The sequence below is a fragment of the Paenarthrobacter histidinolovorans genome, assembly GCF_014647595.1.
GTDB classification, from domain to species: domain Bacteria; phylum Actinomycetota; class Actinomycetes; order Actinomycetales; family Micrococcaceae; genus Arthrobacter; species Arthrobacter histidinolovorans.
In genome coordinates this window covers 486,219-502,869 of record NZ_BMPM01000002.1, presented here as the reverse complement: position 1 = coordinate 502,869, position 16,651 = coordinate 486,219, and the positions used below count along the sequence as shown (strand labels likewise).

The following is a 16,651-nucleotide window of genomic DNA, read 5'->3' as shown; positions in this document are numbered from 1 at the left end:
GAAGGCGGGCTCGGCTCGCGAGGGCGGGCTCGGCTCGCGAGGGGCGAGGTCTCAAGGGAAAGAGGCCCCTCAAAGGGTTGAGAGCCAACCCCTCGGAAGCTCCTATTCCCGCAGAACCTCCGGGAGCTCATCGACAAACACGGTCTGCGGCGGTTCGTAGTAGATCACAAGCACCTTTTCTCCCACGGAAAAGGTGCTTGTCTTATCGAAAGGGTGTGCGAAGAAGGCGCTCGTTCCGCCGTGGAAAGGGAGCATGACTTCGCCGATGGTGCCCGGCGCGATGGTGCCAGTGACCCTGCCGATCTTGCCCGTGAGGCTCCGGTTAACCTCTTTATGCATCGGGCGCCTTGGGCGGGGCAGCCGGCCGCTTCACAGGAGCTTGCGCGGGTGTTTCCTTACCCCGCAACGCCGAAGCCAGGGACGGCAGGAAGCTGCCCACCTGGGAAAGGATTCCGCCCACCATGCTGTTCAGCCCCTCACCGCCGTTGAGCACGGTCAGCTGCCCGATCCGTGAGAACGGCTCAGCCGCGGCGGAAACAATTGCCGGCATGTTCTCGGCAATCTGCTGTGAGATGACCGCATCCTGGTTCGTCTCCAGGGCTTCACCACGTGCCTTTATGCCTTCAGCTTCGGCCAAAGCCTTGGCTTTCACAGCCGAGGCGGCCGCATTGCCGCGGGCCGTCGTCGCAGCGGCCTCTGCTTCACCGGTCACCCGCGTGGCTCCGGCCATGGCTGCGGCGGCACCGGCGGCAGCCTGGGCCTCCAGTTCCACACGCCGCGCGTTCGCCTGTGCTTCAAGTTCGGTACGCTTCGCCAAAGCCTCGGCAGCACTGATGTCCGCCGCTTTCTTCGCCTCGGCGTCTGTGCGCTGGGCGTAGGCCCTGGCATCGGCCGGCTTACGGATGGTGGTCTGCAGTTTCTGCTCTTCCCGGTCAGCTTCGAGCTTGGCAACTTCTGTCTCCTGAACCACCACCTGTTGGCGGGCCGTCGCATCGGCCAGCGGTCCGGCCTGGGCAGCCTGGGCCCGGGCCTGCTCGGCATTTGCTTGGGCTGCTGACTGTTTGATCGCGGAAAGGCTCTGTGCGTCGGCGATCAGTGCGGCGGCCTCTGCTTCCTTCTCTGCGGCTTCACGGTTGCGGGTAGCCTCCGCGATGCGGGCCTCCATTTTGACCTGCGCGATGTGCGGCTTGGCCAGGTTTTGGATGTACCCCGTAGGATCCTGCAAGTCCTTGATCTGAAGGGAGTCGACCACCAGGCCGAGTTTCTCCATTTCCACGCCACTGGCACTGCGGACGAGCGAGGCAAGCTTGTCCCGCTCGCGGATGATCTCCTCCACTGTCATGCTGCCGATGATCGAACGCAAGTGCCCTTCAAACACGTTGTAGACCTGGCTCTCCATCTTCGGCTGCTGACCAAGGAACCTGCGGGCAGCGTTGGCAATAAACGGGGGAGCGTCGCCGATCTTGTATATCACCACGCCGTCAACGATCACTTGGATTCCTTGGGAAGTGACGCACGAGACCTTCAGCTCTGTCTCGTTCAATGTCAGAGCCAGTGGACGAACCGTCTGAAGCCCCGGGATCACCAATGCGCCCTTGCCAGTGACGATCTTGAAGTCCATACCGTCAGTATTTTCCAGGGTTCCCCGCGTCAGCCCTGAAATGATGAGTGCCTCGTTCGGCTCGGCCACTTTCCACATGGCTTTCGTGGCCAGCCAAATGAAGCCGATCACCAGAACGACCCCAAGAATCACTGCGATCAGGGGAAAGAAAGCTGAGAGGTCGTCCAGGGACCTTGTCCCTTCAGAAGGAGTGAGCGCCGCACTTTGGTTGACCCCCAATAGGCCAAATGGTTGCTCGTGTAAACAGTCTCGGTCTGCCGGAGCAGGGAAGTCCAGCACATTTGTGCGTCAGTTCTGTGGCGGGTTTTTGGGGGCCGTGAGGGGTGAGGTTTCGACTGAAAGGCGCCCCTCAAAGGGGTGGGATCCAACCCCTCGGCGGGGCGGTCGAGTCAACCACCCGCCGTCGGGCGTTCGCATCCGTTGCTGAGGGGTGAGGTTTCGACTGAAAGGCGCCCCTCAAAGGGGTGGGATCCAACCCCTCGGCGGGGAGATGGGGTACGTGGTGGGGCCGCCAAGGAGCCCCAACGAGCCCCAAGGAGGCAAAAGAAGGCAAAAGAAGGCTGGTGCAGCCTGGGAAAGAATTCCAAGGCGGCTGCACCAGCTGCTAGTACGACTTTCTGTTAAAAGTTGTGACACCTATCCATTGGCCGCTCCTAGTTCCCGGCTTCGGTTTGTTTCCGGGCTTCAATGTCAGTCAGGGGCTGGTGGTCTGCCCCGGGGAGAACACCTCCCATCTTACGGCGGCCAGCATGAAAAAGCGCTGAAATTCGCGGTATTACAGGGGCGCCTGACGGGGGAGAGCGGCTCGTCGTGGCACGATTGATCACGATGAAACTGCGCGCTGATCAGACCGGAAACCGTGGCCTTCCCATGCCCCTTTGGCTGCAGGGCGGGTTGGAAGCAGCTCAGGCAGCGTTCATTTCGGCCATTGTGGTGATCCTTCCGCTCGTCGGAGTGTGGGCCACAGATGGCTTCCAGGACCGCGCTGTGGACACCCTTGCACGGTTGGGCGGTCAGGCCTGGCTGCTGATCCACGGGGTGCCGCTGGAGCTGGCGCACGTGAACATTGGCACCGGCGCCGCGCAGCCGGGCTCGGGACTGTTGTCTTTGGTCCCGCTGGGTTTGACCCTCATCCCGTTCCTGCTGGCATGGCGTGCCGGCCGCCGGCTGGCCCGCGCTTCCTACACCGATCAGCTATGGCAGGCGTTCATGGGCGCTTTCGTTGTGTACGCAGCCTTCGGCGCAGCTACCGGATTTGTGTGCCGCACGCCTGAAGTGGTCATCAATCTTTGGCTGGCCATGGCCATCCCTTTGATTTCATTCGGCCTGGGCATGATCGTCGGTGCCCGGCGTGAGGCCGGTTCGTGGAGCCGCCTGATCGGCGTCGACGCCGTGGCCTGGCTCTCCAAGACCAGCCAGCATTCACGCTGGGCCGGCTCGTATGTTGGCTCTGCGTTGAAGGCCGGATTCGTGGCGGCAATGGCGGCCGTATGCTTGGCAGCTGTGCTGTTGGCGGTGACCATTGTGTGGCACTGGACAGACATCATCGCAGTCTACGAAGGCCTGCAGGCCGGTGCCCTGGGCGGGGCCGTCCTCACCATCGCCCAACTCGGTTTCCTGCCCAACCTGGTGATCTTCGCGTTGTCGTGGTCTTCGGGGGCGGGTTTCTCCCTGGGCATCGGCTCCACGGTGGGTCCGCTGGGCACCTCCGTCGGGCCACTTCCGGCCGTCCCGATCCTGGGCAGCCTGCCGGCCGGACAACTCGACTTCGGAGCCATGGCCCTCGCACTGCCTGTTGTGGCAGGCATCCTGGCCGGCTGGTGGTTCCTCCGCGAAGGCGAAAACCACTTTGACGAGTGGCTCTCCATCAAAATCAAAGCCCGTTGGTTCACGGCCACCGTGTCCACTCTGTTCCTGGGCGCTTTCATTGGCGCCGTCGCCGGTCTGCTCGGTGGCGCGCTGGCGTGGGTTGCGCGCGGGTCTGCCGGCATAGGGCGGCTCACGGAGATCGGACCCCACCCGCTGTGGACGGCAGTCTGGCTGGCTGCGGAAGTGGGTATCGGCGTCGTTATTGGCTACGCAGTGGGGCCGTGGCTGGAACGCCGCCAGAAGCTGCGCGAAGCCAACCTGGACGAGGCAGCGTACGACGACGAACACGCCTGAGCGCGCAGGTCCAGTGTTGCTGGGCTACCTGAGCGAGCCCGGCATGGACTTCTCCAGTTGCGTCAGGCACTGGGTCTTGGCGGACTCGGTCAATGCGGAACGGGCGCAGTCCTGATAGGTGCTGACCTGCTTGAAGAAGAGTGCCGACGTCAGGATGAGCAAGCACATAACAGCCGTGACAACCAGGCCCGAAATTGTGCCGAAGAGAATCAATCGCGGGTGCTTGTACTTGACGGTCCGCACCAGAACCGCAACACCCAACACCAAGGCGGCCAGCGTCAGAATGGCACTCAACCACACGTAATTCACGTTCAGGGAGAACACGAAGAACGCGCCCAAAGCCGACAAAAGGAAAGCGCGGAAGAGGTTTTGGGTCACGCCGAGGGCGGACTTTTCGGCCTCGGAGCGAGGTTGCTGGCTCGGCCGGGGGCCGACGTCGGGATTCATGTTTTCCAGCCTACGCGAGCCGCCCATAAGCTAGTGCAATGCGCATTGTTGTCCTCGTCTCCGGTACCGGTTCCAATCTTCAGGCTGTCATCGACGCCGTGAAGTCGGGTGAACTGGATGTCGAGATCGCCGCTGTGGGCGCCGACCGTCCCGACACTTACGGTGTGGAGCGCTCGGACGAGGCCGGCATTGAGACGTTCGTGGTGAATTTCAACTCCTTCGAAACACGTGCGGAGTGGGACGCTGCCTTGCGGGACAAGGTCCTGTCCTACAAACCGGATGTTGTTGTTTCTTCGGGCTTCATGCGGATTGTCAGCGCGGACTTCATCGACGCTTTCGGCGGCAAGTACGTCAACACGCACCCGGCCCTGCTGCCGGCCTTCCCGGGCGCGCACGGTGTCCGTGACGCCATGGCATACGGCGTAAAGGTCACCGGCTGCACGGTCCACTGGGCCGACGCCGGGGTGGACACCGGGCCCATCATCGCGCAGGAAGCTGTCTCCGTGCTGCCGGATGACACCGAGGAAACCCTGCATGAGCGCATCAAGGTAGTGGAGCGCCGTCTCCTGGTCCAGACCCTCGCAGACCTCGCCGCGGCCCCCAACTGAGTCGCCCCACCCAACTGATCTGCGACTCAGCTGGGGCGCGCGGACCGGGTTAGTCGAGGACGCGCTGTTTCGTCTCCGGGGCGAAGAACGCCATCCAGAGCACCGAGAGCAGCACCAGCCCACCCGCCAGCGCGAACGAGGTCGCCAGCCCGAACTCCGGCCAGAAGAACGAGGCAAACACCAACGGCCCGAACCCGGCGCCAATGCGGGAGAACGTCGAAGCCCAGCCGAAGCCGGAGCCACGCAGTTCAGTGGGGTAGAGCTCGGACACGTAGGCGTACAGGACCGGGATGGCCACCTGGACAACAAAGCCGAACACCAGCAGCCAGAACACGGCCGCCGAGGGCACATCCACCACGAAAGCCACAATCACCAGCGTCAATGCGGACAACGGACCGGTGATGGCAAGGATCCACTTGCGGCCAACACGCTCCACCAGGACGGCGGCCACCACGACGCCCAAAAGCCCGACGGCGGCCATTCCCGCCGTGGTCACGAACGCCTTGTACTCCTCAAACCCCGCGCCGATGAGGATGCGGGGCATCCAGGTCAGCGACAAGTAATAGACCAACAGAATGCTGAAGAACAAGGCCCAGGCCGCCGTGGTGATCTTCCAGTTGAACTGCCAGATCCGCTGCAATTGGGTCCAGGCGGATCCCGCGGAAAGACGGGGAGCGGCCTGCGGTTCGGGCAGGCTGTACGCGCGCGGCTCAGCTCCGGTCGCGTCCACCAGCCCGTCAATCACTGCCGCAGCCTCCGCGCGCCGGCCCTTCCTGATCAGGAACAAAGGGGACTCCGGAACACTGCGCCGGATCCAGAAAACCAGCAACGCAGGAAGCACCATGATCAGCATGGTGAGCCGCCAATCACCGAAAGCCGCAACCAGCCAGGCCGAAATGAACCCGCACAGGGCAGCACCCACCGGCCACCAACCATCCATGGCCGTCAGGACCCGGCCACGTTGCTTGCGGGGCGTGAACTCACCCACCAACGCATAGTCCACGGGAATGCACCCGCCCAGGCCGAAGCCGGCCATGAAGCGGAAGATGCAGAACCACACAATGTCCGGCGAGAACGCACCCAGAACTGTGAAGATGCTGAAGATCAGGAGGGTGGCGGTGAAGGCCTTCTTCCGCCCGATGGTGTCGGCAATGGTGCCCCATGCAAACGCGCCCACGGCCATGCCGATCAGGTTGGCGGTGCCGATCCACGCAGCGTCGGCCGGCTGCAAGGACCAGTGCTTGGACAGCAGCGGGATCAGGATGCCGTTGAGCGTGACGTCCCAGGCATCGAACATGAACCCAAGGCCACCGATCAGGAAAATCCTGCCTTGGACCTTCCACCGCCACGGCAGTTCCTGCACCACTTGTTCGCCGCTGGGCACGGCTGTGTATGTATTCATTGGGCCTCCTGCATGCAACTTTATGCGCTGCGCACGGTGCCGGAGTCCGCGTTACTTCTGGTTCTCGATGGCCCTGCGCAGGAAACCGCCGGCTTCATCCAGCGCACTCTTGGCCTGACCAGCGTCGATGCCTGTCAGGAGCACCAAAATCGCGGCTTTCACGGAACCGCCAACCGAGTCCAATGCTGCCGCAGCTTCATGCGCAGACACGCCGGTTGCGTGCTGAACTGTCCGTTGGGACCGTGCCAGCAGTTTCTCGTTCGTGGCACGCAGATCCACCATGAGGTTCCCGTAGGTCTTGCCCAGTTTCACCATCACCAGCGTGCTGATCATGTTGAGGACAAGTTTCTGGGCCGTACCGGAGTTCAGCCGGGTGGAGCCGGCGATGAACTCCGGACCCACCACGACCTCGATCGCCGCATCCGCCACATGGCTCACGGCCGAGCCCTTGTTACACGCCAGCGACGCCGTGAACGCCCCGCGCTTCCGGGCCTCTTCCAGCGCGCCGATCACATACGGGGTCCTCCCGGAGGCAGTAATACCGACGACGGCGTCCGCTTCGGTCACATTGATATCGTGCAGGTCGCGTGCGCCGGCCGTTGCGTTGTCCTCGGCGTACTCCACCGGGTGCTGGATCGCTTTGGGGCCGCCCGCGATAAGGCCGACGACGAGTCCCGGCGGCGTGCCGAACGTCGGCGGGCACTCGCTGGCGTCGAGCACACCCAAACGTCCGGCCGTCCCGGCTCCCACATACAAGAGGCGACCCCCGCGCTGGAGTCGCTCCGCAACGGCGTCGACGGTGTGCACAATGGCCGGGCTGGCCGCTTCGACGGCGGCGTGTACTCCCGCACTGTGGGCGAGCATGGCTGCCACGAGTTCTTCGGTGCCCAAGATGTCCAGGTTGTCCAGGCCTTCGGCGGCGGCTTCGGTCTGCAATCCGGCGAGTTCCGAGCGCAGGCCTGCGAGTTTGTCCGCGTCAGTCGGGCCAGTTTGTTCCGTCACGGTGGATGTACCTTTCCTGGATGAGCCCGCGGCGCGTCGCTGCGAGGGCAGCACCGTCCAAGCCATCGCCCAGCGGCGCCACCACCTCAATCCCAGCCGAAGTGAGGGACTTCCGCAAGAGCTCGGCAAAGAAGTCCGAACCGACCACTCCGCCCAGCAACGCCACGCGCCGTGAGGAGCCCTTTTCACCGGAGGCCAGCTCAACGGTGCGGGTCAGGAGGCGACAGGCCTCGCCGACGATGTCATGCGCGACGGCGTCACCGGCCTCCGCTGCCTGCAGAACCAGCGGCGCGAACCGGGCCATGGCCCTGTAGGGGTTCTCCTGTTCGGCCAACCATCCCGGAAGGAGCTCCGGCGACTCAACCACGGCCCCGGCCGCCGCGGACAACGACGTGGAGGGGCCGCCGTCGTGCGCCTCAAGGACTGCCTGCAGGCCCCGCTGGCCGATCCAGCGGCCGCTGCCGTGGTCGCCGAGGTAGGGTCCCCAGCCATCGGCCCGTTGGAGGACCCCGGATTCATCGAAGCGGAAGGCAACGGCGCCCGTGCCGACAATCAAGGTAGTGCCCGGGGCGCCCTGGAGTGCGCCGAGCTGGGCCGCCGTTGCGTCGGACAGGACAGCTGCCGGGACGCTGAGGCGCTGAGACAACAGGGTGGCGAGTTCCTTGGCCTTCGTGTCGGATGCCGCCACACCGGCGACGGCCGCACCGACGCTGGTGATCGCGCCGAGGGGGAGCCCGGATGGAAGCAGGGCCACTGTTTCAAGGAGCAGCTCGAACGCCAGTGTGGGGCCATTCTCCACGTGGACGCCGGGAAAGCCGTGTTGGTCTGCGGCGCCCAGCAGCTCCGTTCCGCGGCGCAATTCGACGCGGCAACGGCTCTTCCCTACATCGGCAACAAGAACGACATCGTTGGGGGCTTCCATGGTTCAACCCTATGTTGTGGGGCCCGTTGTGCGTCTTTGGTGGGTGGTTTGAGGCGCAGAGCGGGCCTCGCAAGTCTGGGTGATGCGTTGTGGGGCCCGTTGTGCGTCTTTGGTGGGTGGTTTGGGGCGCAGAGCGGGCCTCGCAAGCTTTGTGGAGGAGTAGTCCGGAGTGTCACTGAGGGCGATTTCTGTGGATAACCGAATGTGAGCCATCGTTTCCCGAGAGCATGGGATCCATGCGGAATCTCACCCCCTTGCCGATGGACGTTGACCCCCAAGGCTTTCTCGTCGCCGATGCGTATGCTGCCGGCGTGCCACGGTGGCGGCTCCAGTCGAATGAACTTCTAACTCCGAGTCGTGGCATTCGTATTGCCAAGGCAAACGGACGCGACCTCGAACTGCTCGGTCGGCTGCATACGGCAGTCACTCCACGCTGCGCAGTCAGTCATGTCACAGCGGCGCTGTTGTGGTCCATGCCACTGCCCATCCATCTCGAGGAAGAAGGCAAAGGTGGTCTAATCCATGTGACCCGTCGGCAAGAGATCGGCAGGGTCAAGCGTCGCGGAGTCATAGGACATCGGGCTCCATTGCTTGCTCGGGACGTTCGTATGTTGAACGGAGTCCAATTGACGTCGCCGGAATGGACATGGGTGGATCTGGCCAGGCACATGGGAAGGTCGTCGCTCGTGGCAGCTGGTGATTTTCTGTTGGCGCGCGAGAATCCCCTGTCCTCGTTTGAGGCGATCCAGGAAGTCATCAATAGACGCCCCAAGGTCAAGGGAATCCGAATGGCCCGGGAGATTCTGCCGTTGCTGAGGTCGGGGGTTGATTCTCCGCAGGAGTCGAGGCTACGCCTGAAAATCGTCGACGCCGGCCTGCCGGAGCCAGCGATTACCGCGCCGATCTTCGACGAGCGCGGGAGATACATATCGACGCCTGATCTCCAGTACAAGGAGTACAAAATTGCCATGGAATATGAGGGTGATCATCACCGCTCCGACCCAGTGCAATGGGGCAAGGACATCGAACGCGACGATCGGCTTCGCGCGTTGGGGTGGATCGTGCTCAGGTTCTCCGATGTCCAGATGAAAGGTGGATGGGCCAACGCCGAACGTAAGGTGCGCGATGCGTTGGTGTCGCGCGGGTGGCGAGGCCCGGCGTCGTAGTCTTTGGCCTCTCCCACAGTGTGGGGCCTGGTGTGCGTCTTTCGTGCCCGGAGTGGGACGCAGAGCAGGCCTCGCAACGAAGGGGGTGTTTTTGTGGGGCCGGGTGTGCGTCTTTGGTGCCCGGAGTGGGACGTAGAGCGGGCCTCGCAACGGGGCGGCGTAACTTGTGGGGCCTGGTGTGCGTCTTTGGTGCCCGGAGTGGGACGTAGAGCGGGCCTCGCAACGGGGCGGCGTAACTTGTGGGGCCTGGTGTGCGTCTTTGGTGCCCGGAGTGGGACGTAGAGCGGGCCTCGCAACGAAGGGGGTGTCTTTGTGGGGCCCGGTGTGCGTCTTTGGTGCCCGGAGTGGGACGTAGAGCAGGCCTCGCAACGAAGGGGGTGTTTTGTGGGGCCTGGCGTGCGTCTTTGGTGCCCGGAGTGGGACGTAGAGCGGGCCTCGCAACGAAGGGGGTGTTTTTGTGGGGCCTGGTGTGCGTCTTTCGTGCCCGGAGTGGGACGTAGAGCGGGCCTCGCAACGAAGGGGTGTCTTTGTGGGGCCCGGTTTGCGGGGAATGAGCAGGGTTGAGCGCGCAGAGCAGGCCCCACAACGCTGTGCCGCAATCCAGGGGCGACGACGCAAAAGCGGCCCAACGACGAAACACGATAAACTCTCCGTATCCCCACCACCCGCGACATCTACGCGAACTAAGACGGAGACTTTTGTGAGCTTGACGCAGCTTGACCGTGTTCCCATCCGCCGTGCACTGATCTCGGTTTACGACAAGACGGGACTGGAGGAGCTCGCGAAGGGCCTGCATGCAGCAGGCGTCGCCATTGTTTCCACCGGCTCCACCGCCAAGAAGATCGCCGCCGCAGGCATCCCGGTCAAGGAAGTCGAAGAAGTCACCGGCTCCCCGGAAATGCTGGACGGCCGCGTCAAGACCCTGCACCCGCGCGTGCACGGCGGCATCCTGGCCGACCGTCGCGTCCCGGCGCACATGGACACCCTCGCCGGCATGGAGATTGAAACCTTCGACCTCGTGGTGGTGAACCTGTACCCCTTCGTCGAGACCGTGAAGTCCGGCGCAGCGCAGGACGACGTTGTTGAGCAGATCGACATCGGAGGCCCCGCCATGGTGCGTTCGGCAGCGAAGAACCACGCCGCCGTCGCCATCGTCACGGACCCGGACTTCTACGGTGCAGTCGTCGACGCCGCTGCTCACGGTGGTTTCGACCTGAACACCCGTCGCCGCTTGGCCGCCAAGGCCTTCGCGCACACGGCCAGCTACGACAACGCTGTTGCCTCCTGGACCGCCAGCCAGTTCCTGGACGAAGACGGCGACGGTGTCATTGACTGGCCCGCCTACGCCGGCTTGGCCCTGGAGCGTTCCGAGGTCCTCCGCTACGGCGAAAACCCGCACCAGCAGGCTGCCCTTTACGTGGACAAGGCCGCTCCGGCGGGCATCGCCCAGGCCGACCAGCTGCACGGCAAAGCCATGAGCTACAACAACTTCGTCGACGCCGATGCCGCCCTCCGCGCAGCGTTCGACTTCGCCGAGCCCGCCGTTGCAGTGGTCAAGCACGCCAACCCGTGCGGTGTCGCCGTCGGTTCCGCGGACGCCGCAGACCCGATCGCCGACGCCCACGCCAAGGCCCACGCCTGCGACCCCGTCTCCGCATTCGGTGGCGTCATCGCAGCCAACCGCACCGTGACCGCCGGCATGGCCCGCACCGTTGCTGACATCTTCACCGAGGTTGTCATCGCCCCGGACTTCGAGCCGGAAGCCGTGGAGATCCTCTCCAAGAAGAAGAACATCCGCCTCCTCGCCCTGCCCGAGGGCTACGGCCGCTACCCGTCCGAGATGCGCCAGGTCTCCGGTGGCGTCCTGGTCCAGATGAGCGACAAGGTGGACGCCGACGGCGACAACCCCGCCAACTGGACCCTCGCAGCCGGCGAAGCCGCTGACGACGCCACCCTCGCGGACCTCGCGTTTGCCTGGACCGCCTGCCGCGCGGCCAAGTCCAACGCCATCCTGCTCGCCAACCACGGCGCCGCTGTGGGCATCGGCATGGGCCAGGTCAACCGCCTGGACTCCTGCCGCCTGGCCGTCGAGCGTGCCAACACGCTGGGCGTGAAGGTGGAGTCCGACGTCGAAGGTGCCGGCGGCGCGTCCAACGCCAGCGGTGCCAACGCACCTGAGCGTGCACGCGGTGCCGTTGCGGCCTCGGATGCGTTCTTCCCGTTCGCTGACGGCCTGCAGATCCTGATCGACGCCGGTGTCCGCGCCGTGGTCCAGCCGGGCGGCTCGGTCCGTGACGAGGAAGTCATCGCCGCAGCCAACGCTGCCGGCATCACGATGTACTTCACCGGCGCACGCCACTTCTTCCACTAGAAGAGGTGCGGCCCTGAAGGGCCAAACCAGCCACACGCAACGGCGGCCGCCCCCGGAAGGGGACGGCCGCCGTCGTCGTTAACAGGGACTTGCTACAAAGAAACGGTTACGAAGCCGCCGCCGTGTTGTAGGTGGACTGGATCACGGTGCCCCAGTAGGGGCCGTACATGGTGGTGGAGTTGCTGCCGTAGCCATAGGAGTTGACGGAGTTCTGGTAGCCGGTGGAGCTGTTGCCGATGAACCACGGACCGCCCGAGGAGCCACCGGTCATGTTGCAGGGAATGCCTTGGGTGGCGAACTGCGGGTTGTAGGGATCGTTGGTGGCGGTACCGGAGCAGCTCTTCAGTGATTCGCCGTTGAAGGGTGAGGCTGCCGGGTAGCCGAAGGACTTGTAGCTCAGGCCGCGGGCGGCGTTGAACTGGACACCGGAGGAGCCCACGACGTCGGCGAGCTTCTGGCCGTTGAGGGTGTTCATGACGGCGAAGGCGGTGTCGTACTGCATGTTGCCGTTGGAAGCCCACTGGGTGGGGGAGTACAGCGCCTTTGCCGTCCACTTCCCGTAGGGTGCTGCGCCGTTGAGGTAGGCGGGCACGAAGACGAAGTTGGTTGCGTAGGCGCCCGGGCCTTCGTTGACGCAGTGGCCGGCGGTGGACACTGTGCTCTTGTTGGCCGCTGTCACGGAGTTGCCGGAGCAGACGTAGTTGGCGCCGCCCAGGGTGAAGAAGATCTTGCCGATGTGCTTGACCGGCGTTTCGCTTTGGTTGACCTTCCGGTCGATCGTGGTGGAGTCGGTGGCGGCGGGCTGGCCCGCAATGCTGCTGATGGCGCCCGGGGCTTCGGCGGCGGGGGCCTTGCCTGGGTTCAGGAGCCGGCCGCGTTCCAGCGCCTTCGCGCCGAGGATGTCGCCGGATTTGGCGTTCTTCATGCGTTCCGGCGTCCAGTAATCTGCAGCGCCGGCGTCGGACACTGCATGGCTGCTGACCGCTGCGCCGCTGGTGTCCGCGTCCTTTGACGGTGCTGCGTTGGCGCTGGTTGTTCCTACCAGCGCCAGGATTGCGGCAGCGGACAGACTCAGCAGGCTTGTGGCCAGGGTCTTGGTTTTTGTCACGTTGTTCCTACCTATCGAGGGAGTGAGGCGGCCAGTGATGGCGACCGCCGACTGACGGAATCGAAGCTACCCAACGTATGACAAGTTTGTAAAGAGATGTTTCAGAGTTTGTGATAATTTGCTGTCATTTCCTTGTCGTGCAGTTGGAAGGAGCGCACGACGGCGGCAGGCGGCAGCGGCGGGCGGCCCGCCGTCGGGCGTTATCCACCGGAAGCGGGTAACGAACACGTGATCCCGGACACGAAGAGCCGCCAAAACGGTCTACTCGGGTAAGTTAGGAGTGTTGAAATCTGCAGACTTTCAGGGAGAACCCCGCCAATGGCCAAGATTATCTATACCCACACAGACGAAGCGCCGATGCTGGCAACCTACTCATTCCTGCCGATTGTGGAAGCGTATGCCTCGACCGCAGGTGTAGAGGTGGAGACCCGCGATATTTCGCTGGCCGGCCGCATCATCGCCGTCTTCGGCGATTTCCTGACCGAAGAGCAGCGCACGGGCAACGCCCTCGCCGAACTTGGTGAACTGGCAAAGCAGCCGGAAGCCAACATCATCAAGCTGCCCAACATCAGTGCCTCCGTCCCGCAGCTCAAGGCTGCCATCGCCGAGCTCCAGGCCCAGGGCTTCGCGCTCCCGGACTACCCGGACAACCCCTCCTCGGACACCGAGACGGACATCCGCTCGCGCTACGACAAGATCAAGGGCTCCGCCGTGAACCCGGTGCTGCGCGAAGGCAACTCCGACCGCCGCGCGCCCCTGTCGGTCAAGAACTACGCCCGCCAGAACCCGCACTCCATGGGTGCCTGGTCCGCGGACTCCAAGACCAACGTTGCCACCATGGGCCAGGATGACTTCCGCTCCAACGAGAAGTCCGTAGTCCTCAAGGCCGACGACTCCCTGAGCATCCAGCTGGTCCGCGAAGACGGCACCACCAAGGTCCTCAAGAAGGACTTCCCTGTCCTGGCCGGCGAAGTTGTTGACGCCACCGTCCTGCGCGCCGACGCCCTGGACGGCTTCCTCAAGGCACAGGTTGCCCGCGCCAAGGAAGAGGGCATCCTCTTCTCCGCGCACCTGAAGGCCACCATGATGAAGGTCTCCGACCCCATCATCTTCGGCCACGTGGTCAAGGCCTACTTCTCCGAGCTCTTCGACACCTACGGCAAGCAGCTCGCCGCCGCAGGCATCAGCCCGAACAACGGCCTCGCTGCCATCCTCAGCGGACTGGACGACCTGCCGGAGGACGTCCGCGAAGGCGTCAAGGCAGCCATCACCAAGGGCCTCGAAGAAGGCCCCGCGCTGGCAATGGTGGATTCCGACAAGGGCATCACCAGCCTCCACGTTCCTTCGGACATCATCGTTGACGCCTCCATGCCGGCCATGATCCGCTCCTCCGGCCACATGTGGGGCCCGGACGGCAAGGAAGCCGACACCCTGGCCGTCATCCCGGACAGCTCCTACGCAGGCGTGTACCAGGTTGTACTGGACGACTGCCGTGCCCACGGTGCGTTCGATCCCACCACCATGGGCACTGTACCCAACGTGGGCCTCATGGCGCAGGCCGCCGAGGAATACGGCAGCCACGACAAGACCTTCGAAATCCAGGCAGCCGGCACCGTCCAGCTCGTGGACAGCAAGGGCAACGTCCTGACCGAACACCAGGTCTTCCCCGGTGACATCTGGCGCGCTTGCCAGACCAAGGACATCCCCGTCCGCGACTGGGTCAAGCTGGCCGTTACCCGTGCACGTGCTTCCCAGACCCCGGCTGTGTTCTGGCTGGACGAGGGCCGCGCCCACGACGCCAACCTCATCGCCAAGGTCAACGAGTACCTCAAGGACCACGACACCGAGGGCCTCGAGATCAAGATCCTTTCCCCGGTTGAGGCCACTGCCTTCACCCTGGAGCGCATCCGCAAGGGCGAGGACACCATCTCGGTCACGGGCAACGTCCTCCGCGACTACCTCACGGACCTGTTCCCGATCCTCGAGCTCGGTACCAGCGCCAAGATGCTCTCCATCGTTCCGCTCATCAACGGTGGTGGCTTGTTCGAGACCGGCGCCGGCGGCTCCGCTCCCAAGCACGTCCAGCAGCTGGTCAAGGAAAACCACCTCCGCTGGGACAGCCTGGGCGAGTTCCTGGCCCTGGCCGTGAGCTTCGAGCACCTGGCCACCACCACGGGCAACGCACGTGCACAGGTTCTTGCTGACACGCTGGACCGTGCCACGGGCACGTTCCTGCTCGAAAACAAGTCCCCGCGCCGCAGCGTCGGCGAGCTGGACAACCGTGGAAGCCACTTCTACCTGGCCATGTACTGGGCACAGGAACTGGCCAAGCAGACCGAAGACGCCGAGTTGGCCAAGGACTTCGCCGCTATCGCCGAAGCACTGACCTCCAACGAGGACACCATCGTCGGTGAGCTGGCTGCGGTCCAGGGCCCCGCCGTCGACCTTGGCGGTTACTACCGTCCGGACGCCGCGAAGGCCGCCGAGATCATGCGCCCGTCGGCTACGTTCAACAAGGTCGTCGCGACCCTGAAGTAGTCACCGGATCAGCAAACTGGCCCGCAGGCATTGCCTGCGGGCCAGTTGCTTTTAAGCGTTGCTTCAGCGGTCGGCCAGGAACCGGTCCGGTGCCACACCGCCGTCGACGATGTCCTTCAGCACCCGTCCGATGGCCGGCGTGAACTTGAAACCGTGCCCCGAGAATCCTGCGCCCACCACCAACGGACCAAAACCGTCCAGGACAAAGTCCTCCGTAGGGGTGGTGGTGTACGTGCAGCTGATGGGAACCGCAGTGGAAGGGTCGACGCCGGGCAGCCACTCCTGCGCGTACCGCACCAAGGCTTCGAGCTGCTGGGGGATGGGCTCAAAGGTGCGCTCGTCAGGGTCCATGACAGGTCCGACGCCGTGCCAGCCGGCCTTGACGCCCTCGCCGGGAGTGAGCATGCCGTAGACCGGGCTGAACCAGTACTCGTAGAGCTCATTGTTCGGGTCGGGGTCCGGATTGTGGTTGAAGCTTGGCCACACCAGTGAGTTGTCGGTGGGTGTGAAGTGGGCGGGCTGCTCCTGGGTGACCACCAGTGCGGGCAGCTTGAGGAGGTCCTTCAGCACTTTGGGGGTCCAGGCGCCGGCTGTGACCACCACGCGGTTGGCTGTGTACTCGGTCCCTTCGGTCACCACCACCACGGAGTCGGCGCCGTCCACGCGGATGTCCCGGACCGGCGTCGAATAATTGAAGACCGCGCCGTGGGACTCGGCCGATTTCCGCAGCGCCACCAGGGCATCAGCCGAGCGGATCCGGCCTGATCCTGGCACAAAGAGGACATCGGTGGCGAAGTTCATGCCCCGCCAGCGGTCCGCGGCCTCGTCGGCGGAGATGAAGTAGCTCTCGATGCCGCGTTCCTGGTGCGCTTCCCGGACCAGTTCCAGCTTGGGGATGTTGCCGTGGTTGGCCAAGCCCACCAGGTCCAGCAGCGGGGCACCGTTCTCTGCGGCGAGCTCGTCCCAGAGAGTCTTGGACTCTGCGAGCAGGTCCAGGTAGTCGGCCTCGGCGTAGGCGGTGTTGAAGTTGCGGGTTGCTCCGTGGGAAGCGCCAATGTGGTGGCCGGCCTCGAACTGTTCCAGCAGAACCACTGACTTGCCGGCGCGGGACAACTGCCACGCGGCGGCCGATCCCATGGCTCCTCCGCCAACAACTACAACATCAACCTGCATGCCTGCTCCGTCCACCGTTGCCCCTCTTGAAACCGCGACCCCCGATGAGGGCCACCTCCCATTCTGCCCCCACTCACCCATCTGGGTCGCAGTTCGCGTCGTTTTCAGCGCTGGGAACGACCTGATCTGC

At 64.2% G+C, this 16,651-nt stretch carries 13 protein-coding genes; 5 read left to right on the top strand and 8 right to left on the bottom strand.

Annotated elements, in window-relative coordinates:
- Window positions 1-102 precede the first annotated feature (102 nt).
- Both IEY62_RS06815 and IEY62_RS06810 read right to left on the bottom strand, forming a co-directional pair.
- Entirely contained in the window at window positions 103-339 is a 237-nt protein-coding gene (locus IEY62_RS06815) for a hypothetical protein (protein WP_189015254.1), read from the bottom strand.
- Window positions 332-1,789, bottom strand: coding sequence for a flotillin family protein (locus IEY62_RS06810; RefSeq protein WP_189015726.1), 1,458 nt, complete (start codon window positions 1,787-1,789; stop codon window positions 332-334). The genes IEY62_RS06815 and IEY62_RS06810 overlap by 8 nt, the downstream gene beginning before the upstream one ends.
- A gap of 660 nt (window positions 1,790-2,449) precedes the next feature.
- On the opposite strand from IEY62_RS06810, the gene IEY62_RS06805 reads away from it, so the two are divergent.
- Window positions 2,450-3,784, top strand: a complete 1,335-nt coding sequence (locus tag IEY62_RS06805) for a cell division protein PerM (RefSeq protein ID WP_189015724.1) — start codon at window positions 2,450-2,452, stop codon at window positions 3,782-3,784.
- A 24-nt stretch (window positions 3,785-3,808) separates the two neighbouring features.
- Here the strand turns inward: IEY62_RS06805 and IEY62_RS06800 are convergent, their stop codons facing one another.
- Complete coding sequence (locus IEY62_RS06800; protein ID WP_189015253.1) at window positions 3,809-4,258, bottom strand: hypothetical protein; 450 nt, start codon at window positions 4,256-4,258, stop codon at window positions 3,809-3,811.
- An 11-nt stretch (window positions 4,259-4,269) separates the two neighbouring features.
- Between IEY62_RS06800 and purN the strand changes: the two genes are divergently transcribed.
- The gene (gene purN, locus IEY62_RS06795) at window positions 4,270-4,839 is read left to right on the top strand and encodes a phosphoribosylglycinamide formyltransferase (protein WP_189015252.1); all 570 of its coding nucleotides are present in this window, start codon (window positions 4,270-4,272) and stop codon (window positions 4,837-4,839) included.
- Window positions 4,840-4,888: 49 nt separating this feature from the next.
- Here purN and IEY62_RS06790 read toward each other — a convergent pair whose 3' ends face one another.
- The 3 genes from IEY62_RS06790 to IEY62_RS06780 are packed head-to-tail and all read right to left on the bottom strand — an operon-like array spanning window position 4,889 to window position 8,165.
- Window positions 4,889-6,241: an MFS transporter gene (locus tag IEY62_RS06790; RefSeq protein ID WP_189015251.1), complete on the bottom strand. Its 1,353-nt coding sequence runs from the start codon at window positions 6,239-6,241 to the stop codon at window positions 4,889-4,891.
- A 51-nt stretch (window positions 6,242-6,292) separates the two neighbouring features.
- Window positions 6,293-7,243 carry an N-acetylmuramic acid 6-phosphate etherase gene (gene murQ, locus IEY62_RS06785; RefSeq protein WP_189015249.1) on the bottom strand — a complete coding sequence of 317 codons (951 nt, stop codon included), beginning with the start codon at window positions 7,241-7,243 and terminating at the stop codon, window positions 6,293-6,295.
- Window positions 7,218-8,165 (bottom strand): N-acetylglucosamine kinase, encoded by a 948-nt coding sequence (locus tag IEY62_RS06780; protein WP_189015247.1) that lies wholly within the window; start codon window positions 8,163-8,165, stop codon window positions 7,218-7,220. Before IEY62_RS06780 ends, murQ begins: the two co-directional genes overlap by 26 nt.
- A 236-nt stretch (window positions 8,166-8,401) precedes the next feature.
- Here IEY62_RS06780 and IEY62_RS06775 point away from each other — a divergent pair, with 236 nt between their 5' ends.
- Entirely contained in the window at window positions 8,402-9,331 is a 930-nt protein-coding gene (locus IEY62_RS06775) for an endonuclease domain-containing protein (protein ID WP_189015245.1), read from the top strand.
- A gap of 700 nt (window positions 9,332-10,031) precedes the next feature.
- The gene (gene purH, locus IEY62_RS06770; RefSeq protein WP_189015243.1) at window positions 10,032-11,702 is read left to right on the top strand and encodes a bifunctional phosphoribosylaminoimidazolecarboxamide formyltransferase/IMP cyclohydrolase; all 1,671 of its coding nucleotides are present in this window, start codon (window positions 10,032-10,034) and stop codon (window positions 11,700-11,702) included.
- 106 nt (window positions 11,703-11,808) lie between these two features.
- On the opposite strand, the gene IEY62_RS06765 is transcribed toward purH, so the two are convergent.
- Window positions 11,809-12,810 carry a trypsin-like serine peptidase gene (locus tag IEY62_RS06765; protein ID WP_189015241.1) on the bottom strand — a complete coding sequence of 334 codons (1,002 nt, stop codon included), beginning with the start codon at window positions 12,808-12,810 and terminating at the stop codon, window positions 11,809-11,811.
- A 318-nt stretch (window positions 12,811-13,128) separates the two neighbouring features.
- On the opposite strand from IEY62_RS06765, the gene IEY62_RS06760 reads away from it, so the two are divergent.
- Window positions 13,129-15,348 carry an NADP-dependent isocitrate dehydrogenase gene (locus IEY62_RS06760; RefSeq protein ID WP_189015239.1) on the top strand — a complete coding sequence of 740 codons (2,220 nt, stop codon included), beginning with the start codon at window positions 13,129-13,131 and terminating at the stop codon, window positions 15,346-15,348.
- Between the two features lie 63 nt (window positions 15,349-15,411).
- Here the strand turns inward: IEY62_RS06760 and IEY62_RS06755 are convergent, their stop codons facing one another.
- A complete protein-coding gene (locus tag IEY62_RS06755; protein WP_189015237.1) occupies window positions 15,412-16,521 on the bottom strand; it encodes an FAD-dependent oxidoreductase in 1,110 nt (369 codons plus the stop codon).
- Window positions 16,522-16,651: the final 130 nt, after the last annotated feature.

Coding starts and splice junctions, on each gene's coding strand:
- IEY62_RS06815 (WP_189015254.1), bottom strand. CDS start 339: ATGCATAAAGAGGTTAACCGGAGCCTCACGGGCAAGATCGGCAGGGTC.
- IEY62_RS06805 (WP_189015724.1), top strand. CDS start 2,450: ATGAAACTGCGCGCTGATCAGACCGGAAACCGTGGCCTTCCCATGCCC.
- IEY62_RS06800 (WP_189015253.1), bottom strand. CDS start 4,258: ATGGGCGGCTCGCGTAGGCTGGAAAACATGAATCCCGACGTCGGCCCC.
- purN (WP_189015252.1), top strand. CDS start 4,270: ATGCGCATTGTTGTCCTCGTCTCCGGTACCGGTTCCAATCTTCAGGCT.
- IEY62_RS06790 (WP_189015251.1), bottom strand. CDS start 6,241: ATGAATACATACACAGCCGTGCCCAGCGGCGAACAAGTGGTGCAGGAA.
- IEY62_RS06780 (WP_189015247.1), bottom strand. CDS start 8,165: ATGGAAGCCCCCAACGATGTCGTTCTTGTTGCCGATGTAGGGAAGAGC.
- IEY62_RS06775 (WP_189015245.1), top strand. CDS start 8,402: ATGCGGAATCTCACCCCCTTGCCGATGGACGTTGACCCCCAAGGCTTT.
- IEY62_RS06760 (WP_189015239.1), top strand. CDS start 13,129: ATGGCCAAGATTATCTATACCCACACAGACGAAGCGCCGATGCTGGCA.
- IEY62_RS06755 (WP_189015237.1), bottom strand. CDS start 16,521: ATGCAGGTTGATGTTGTAGTTGTTGGCGGAGGAGCCATGGGATCGGCC.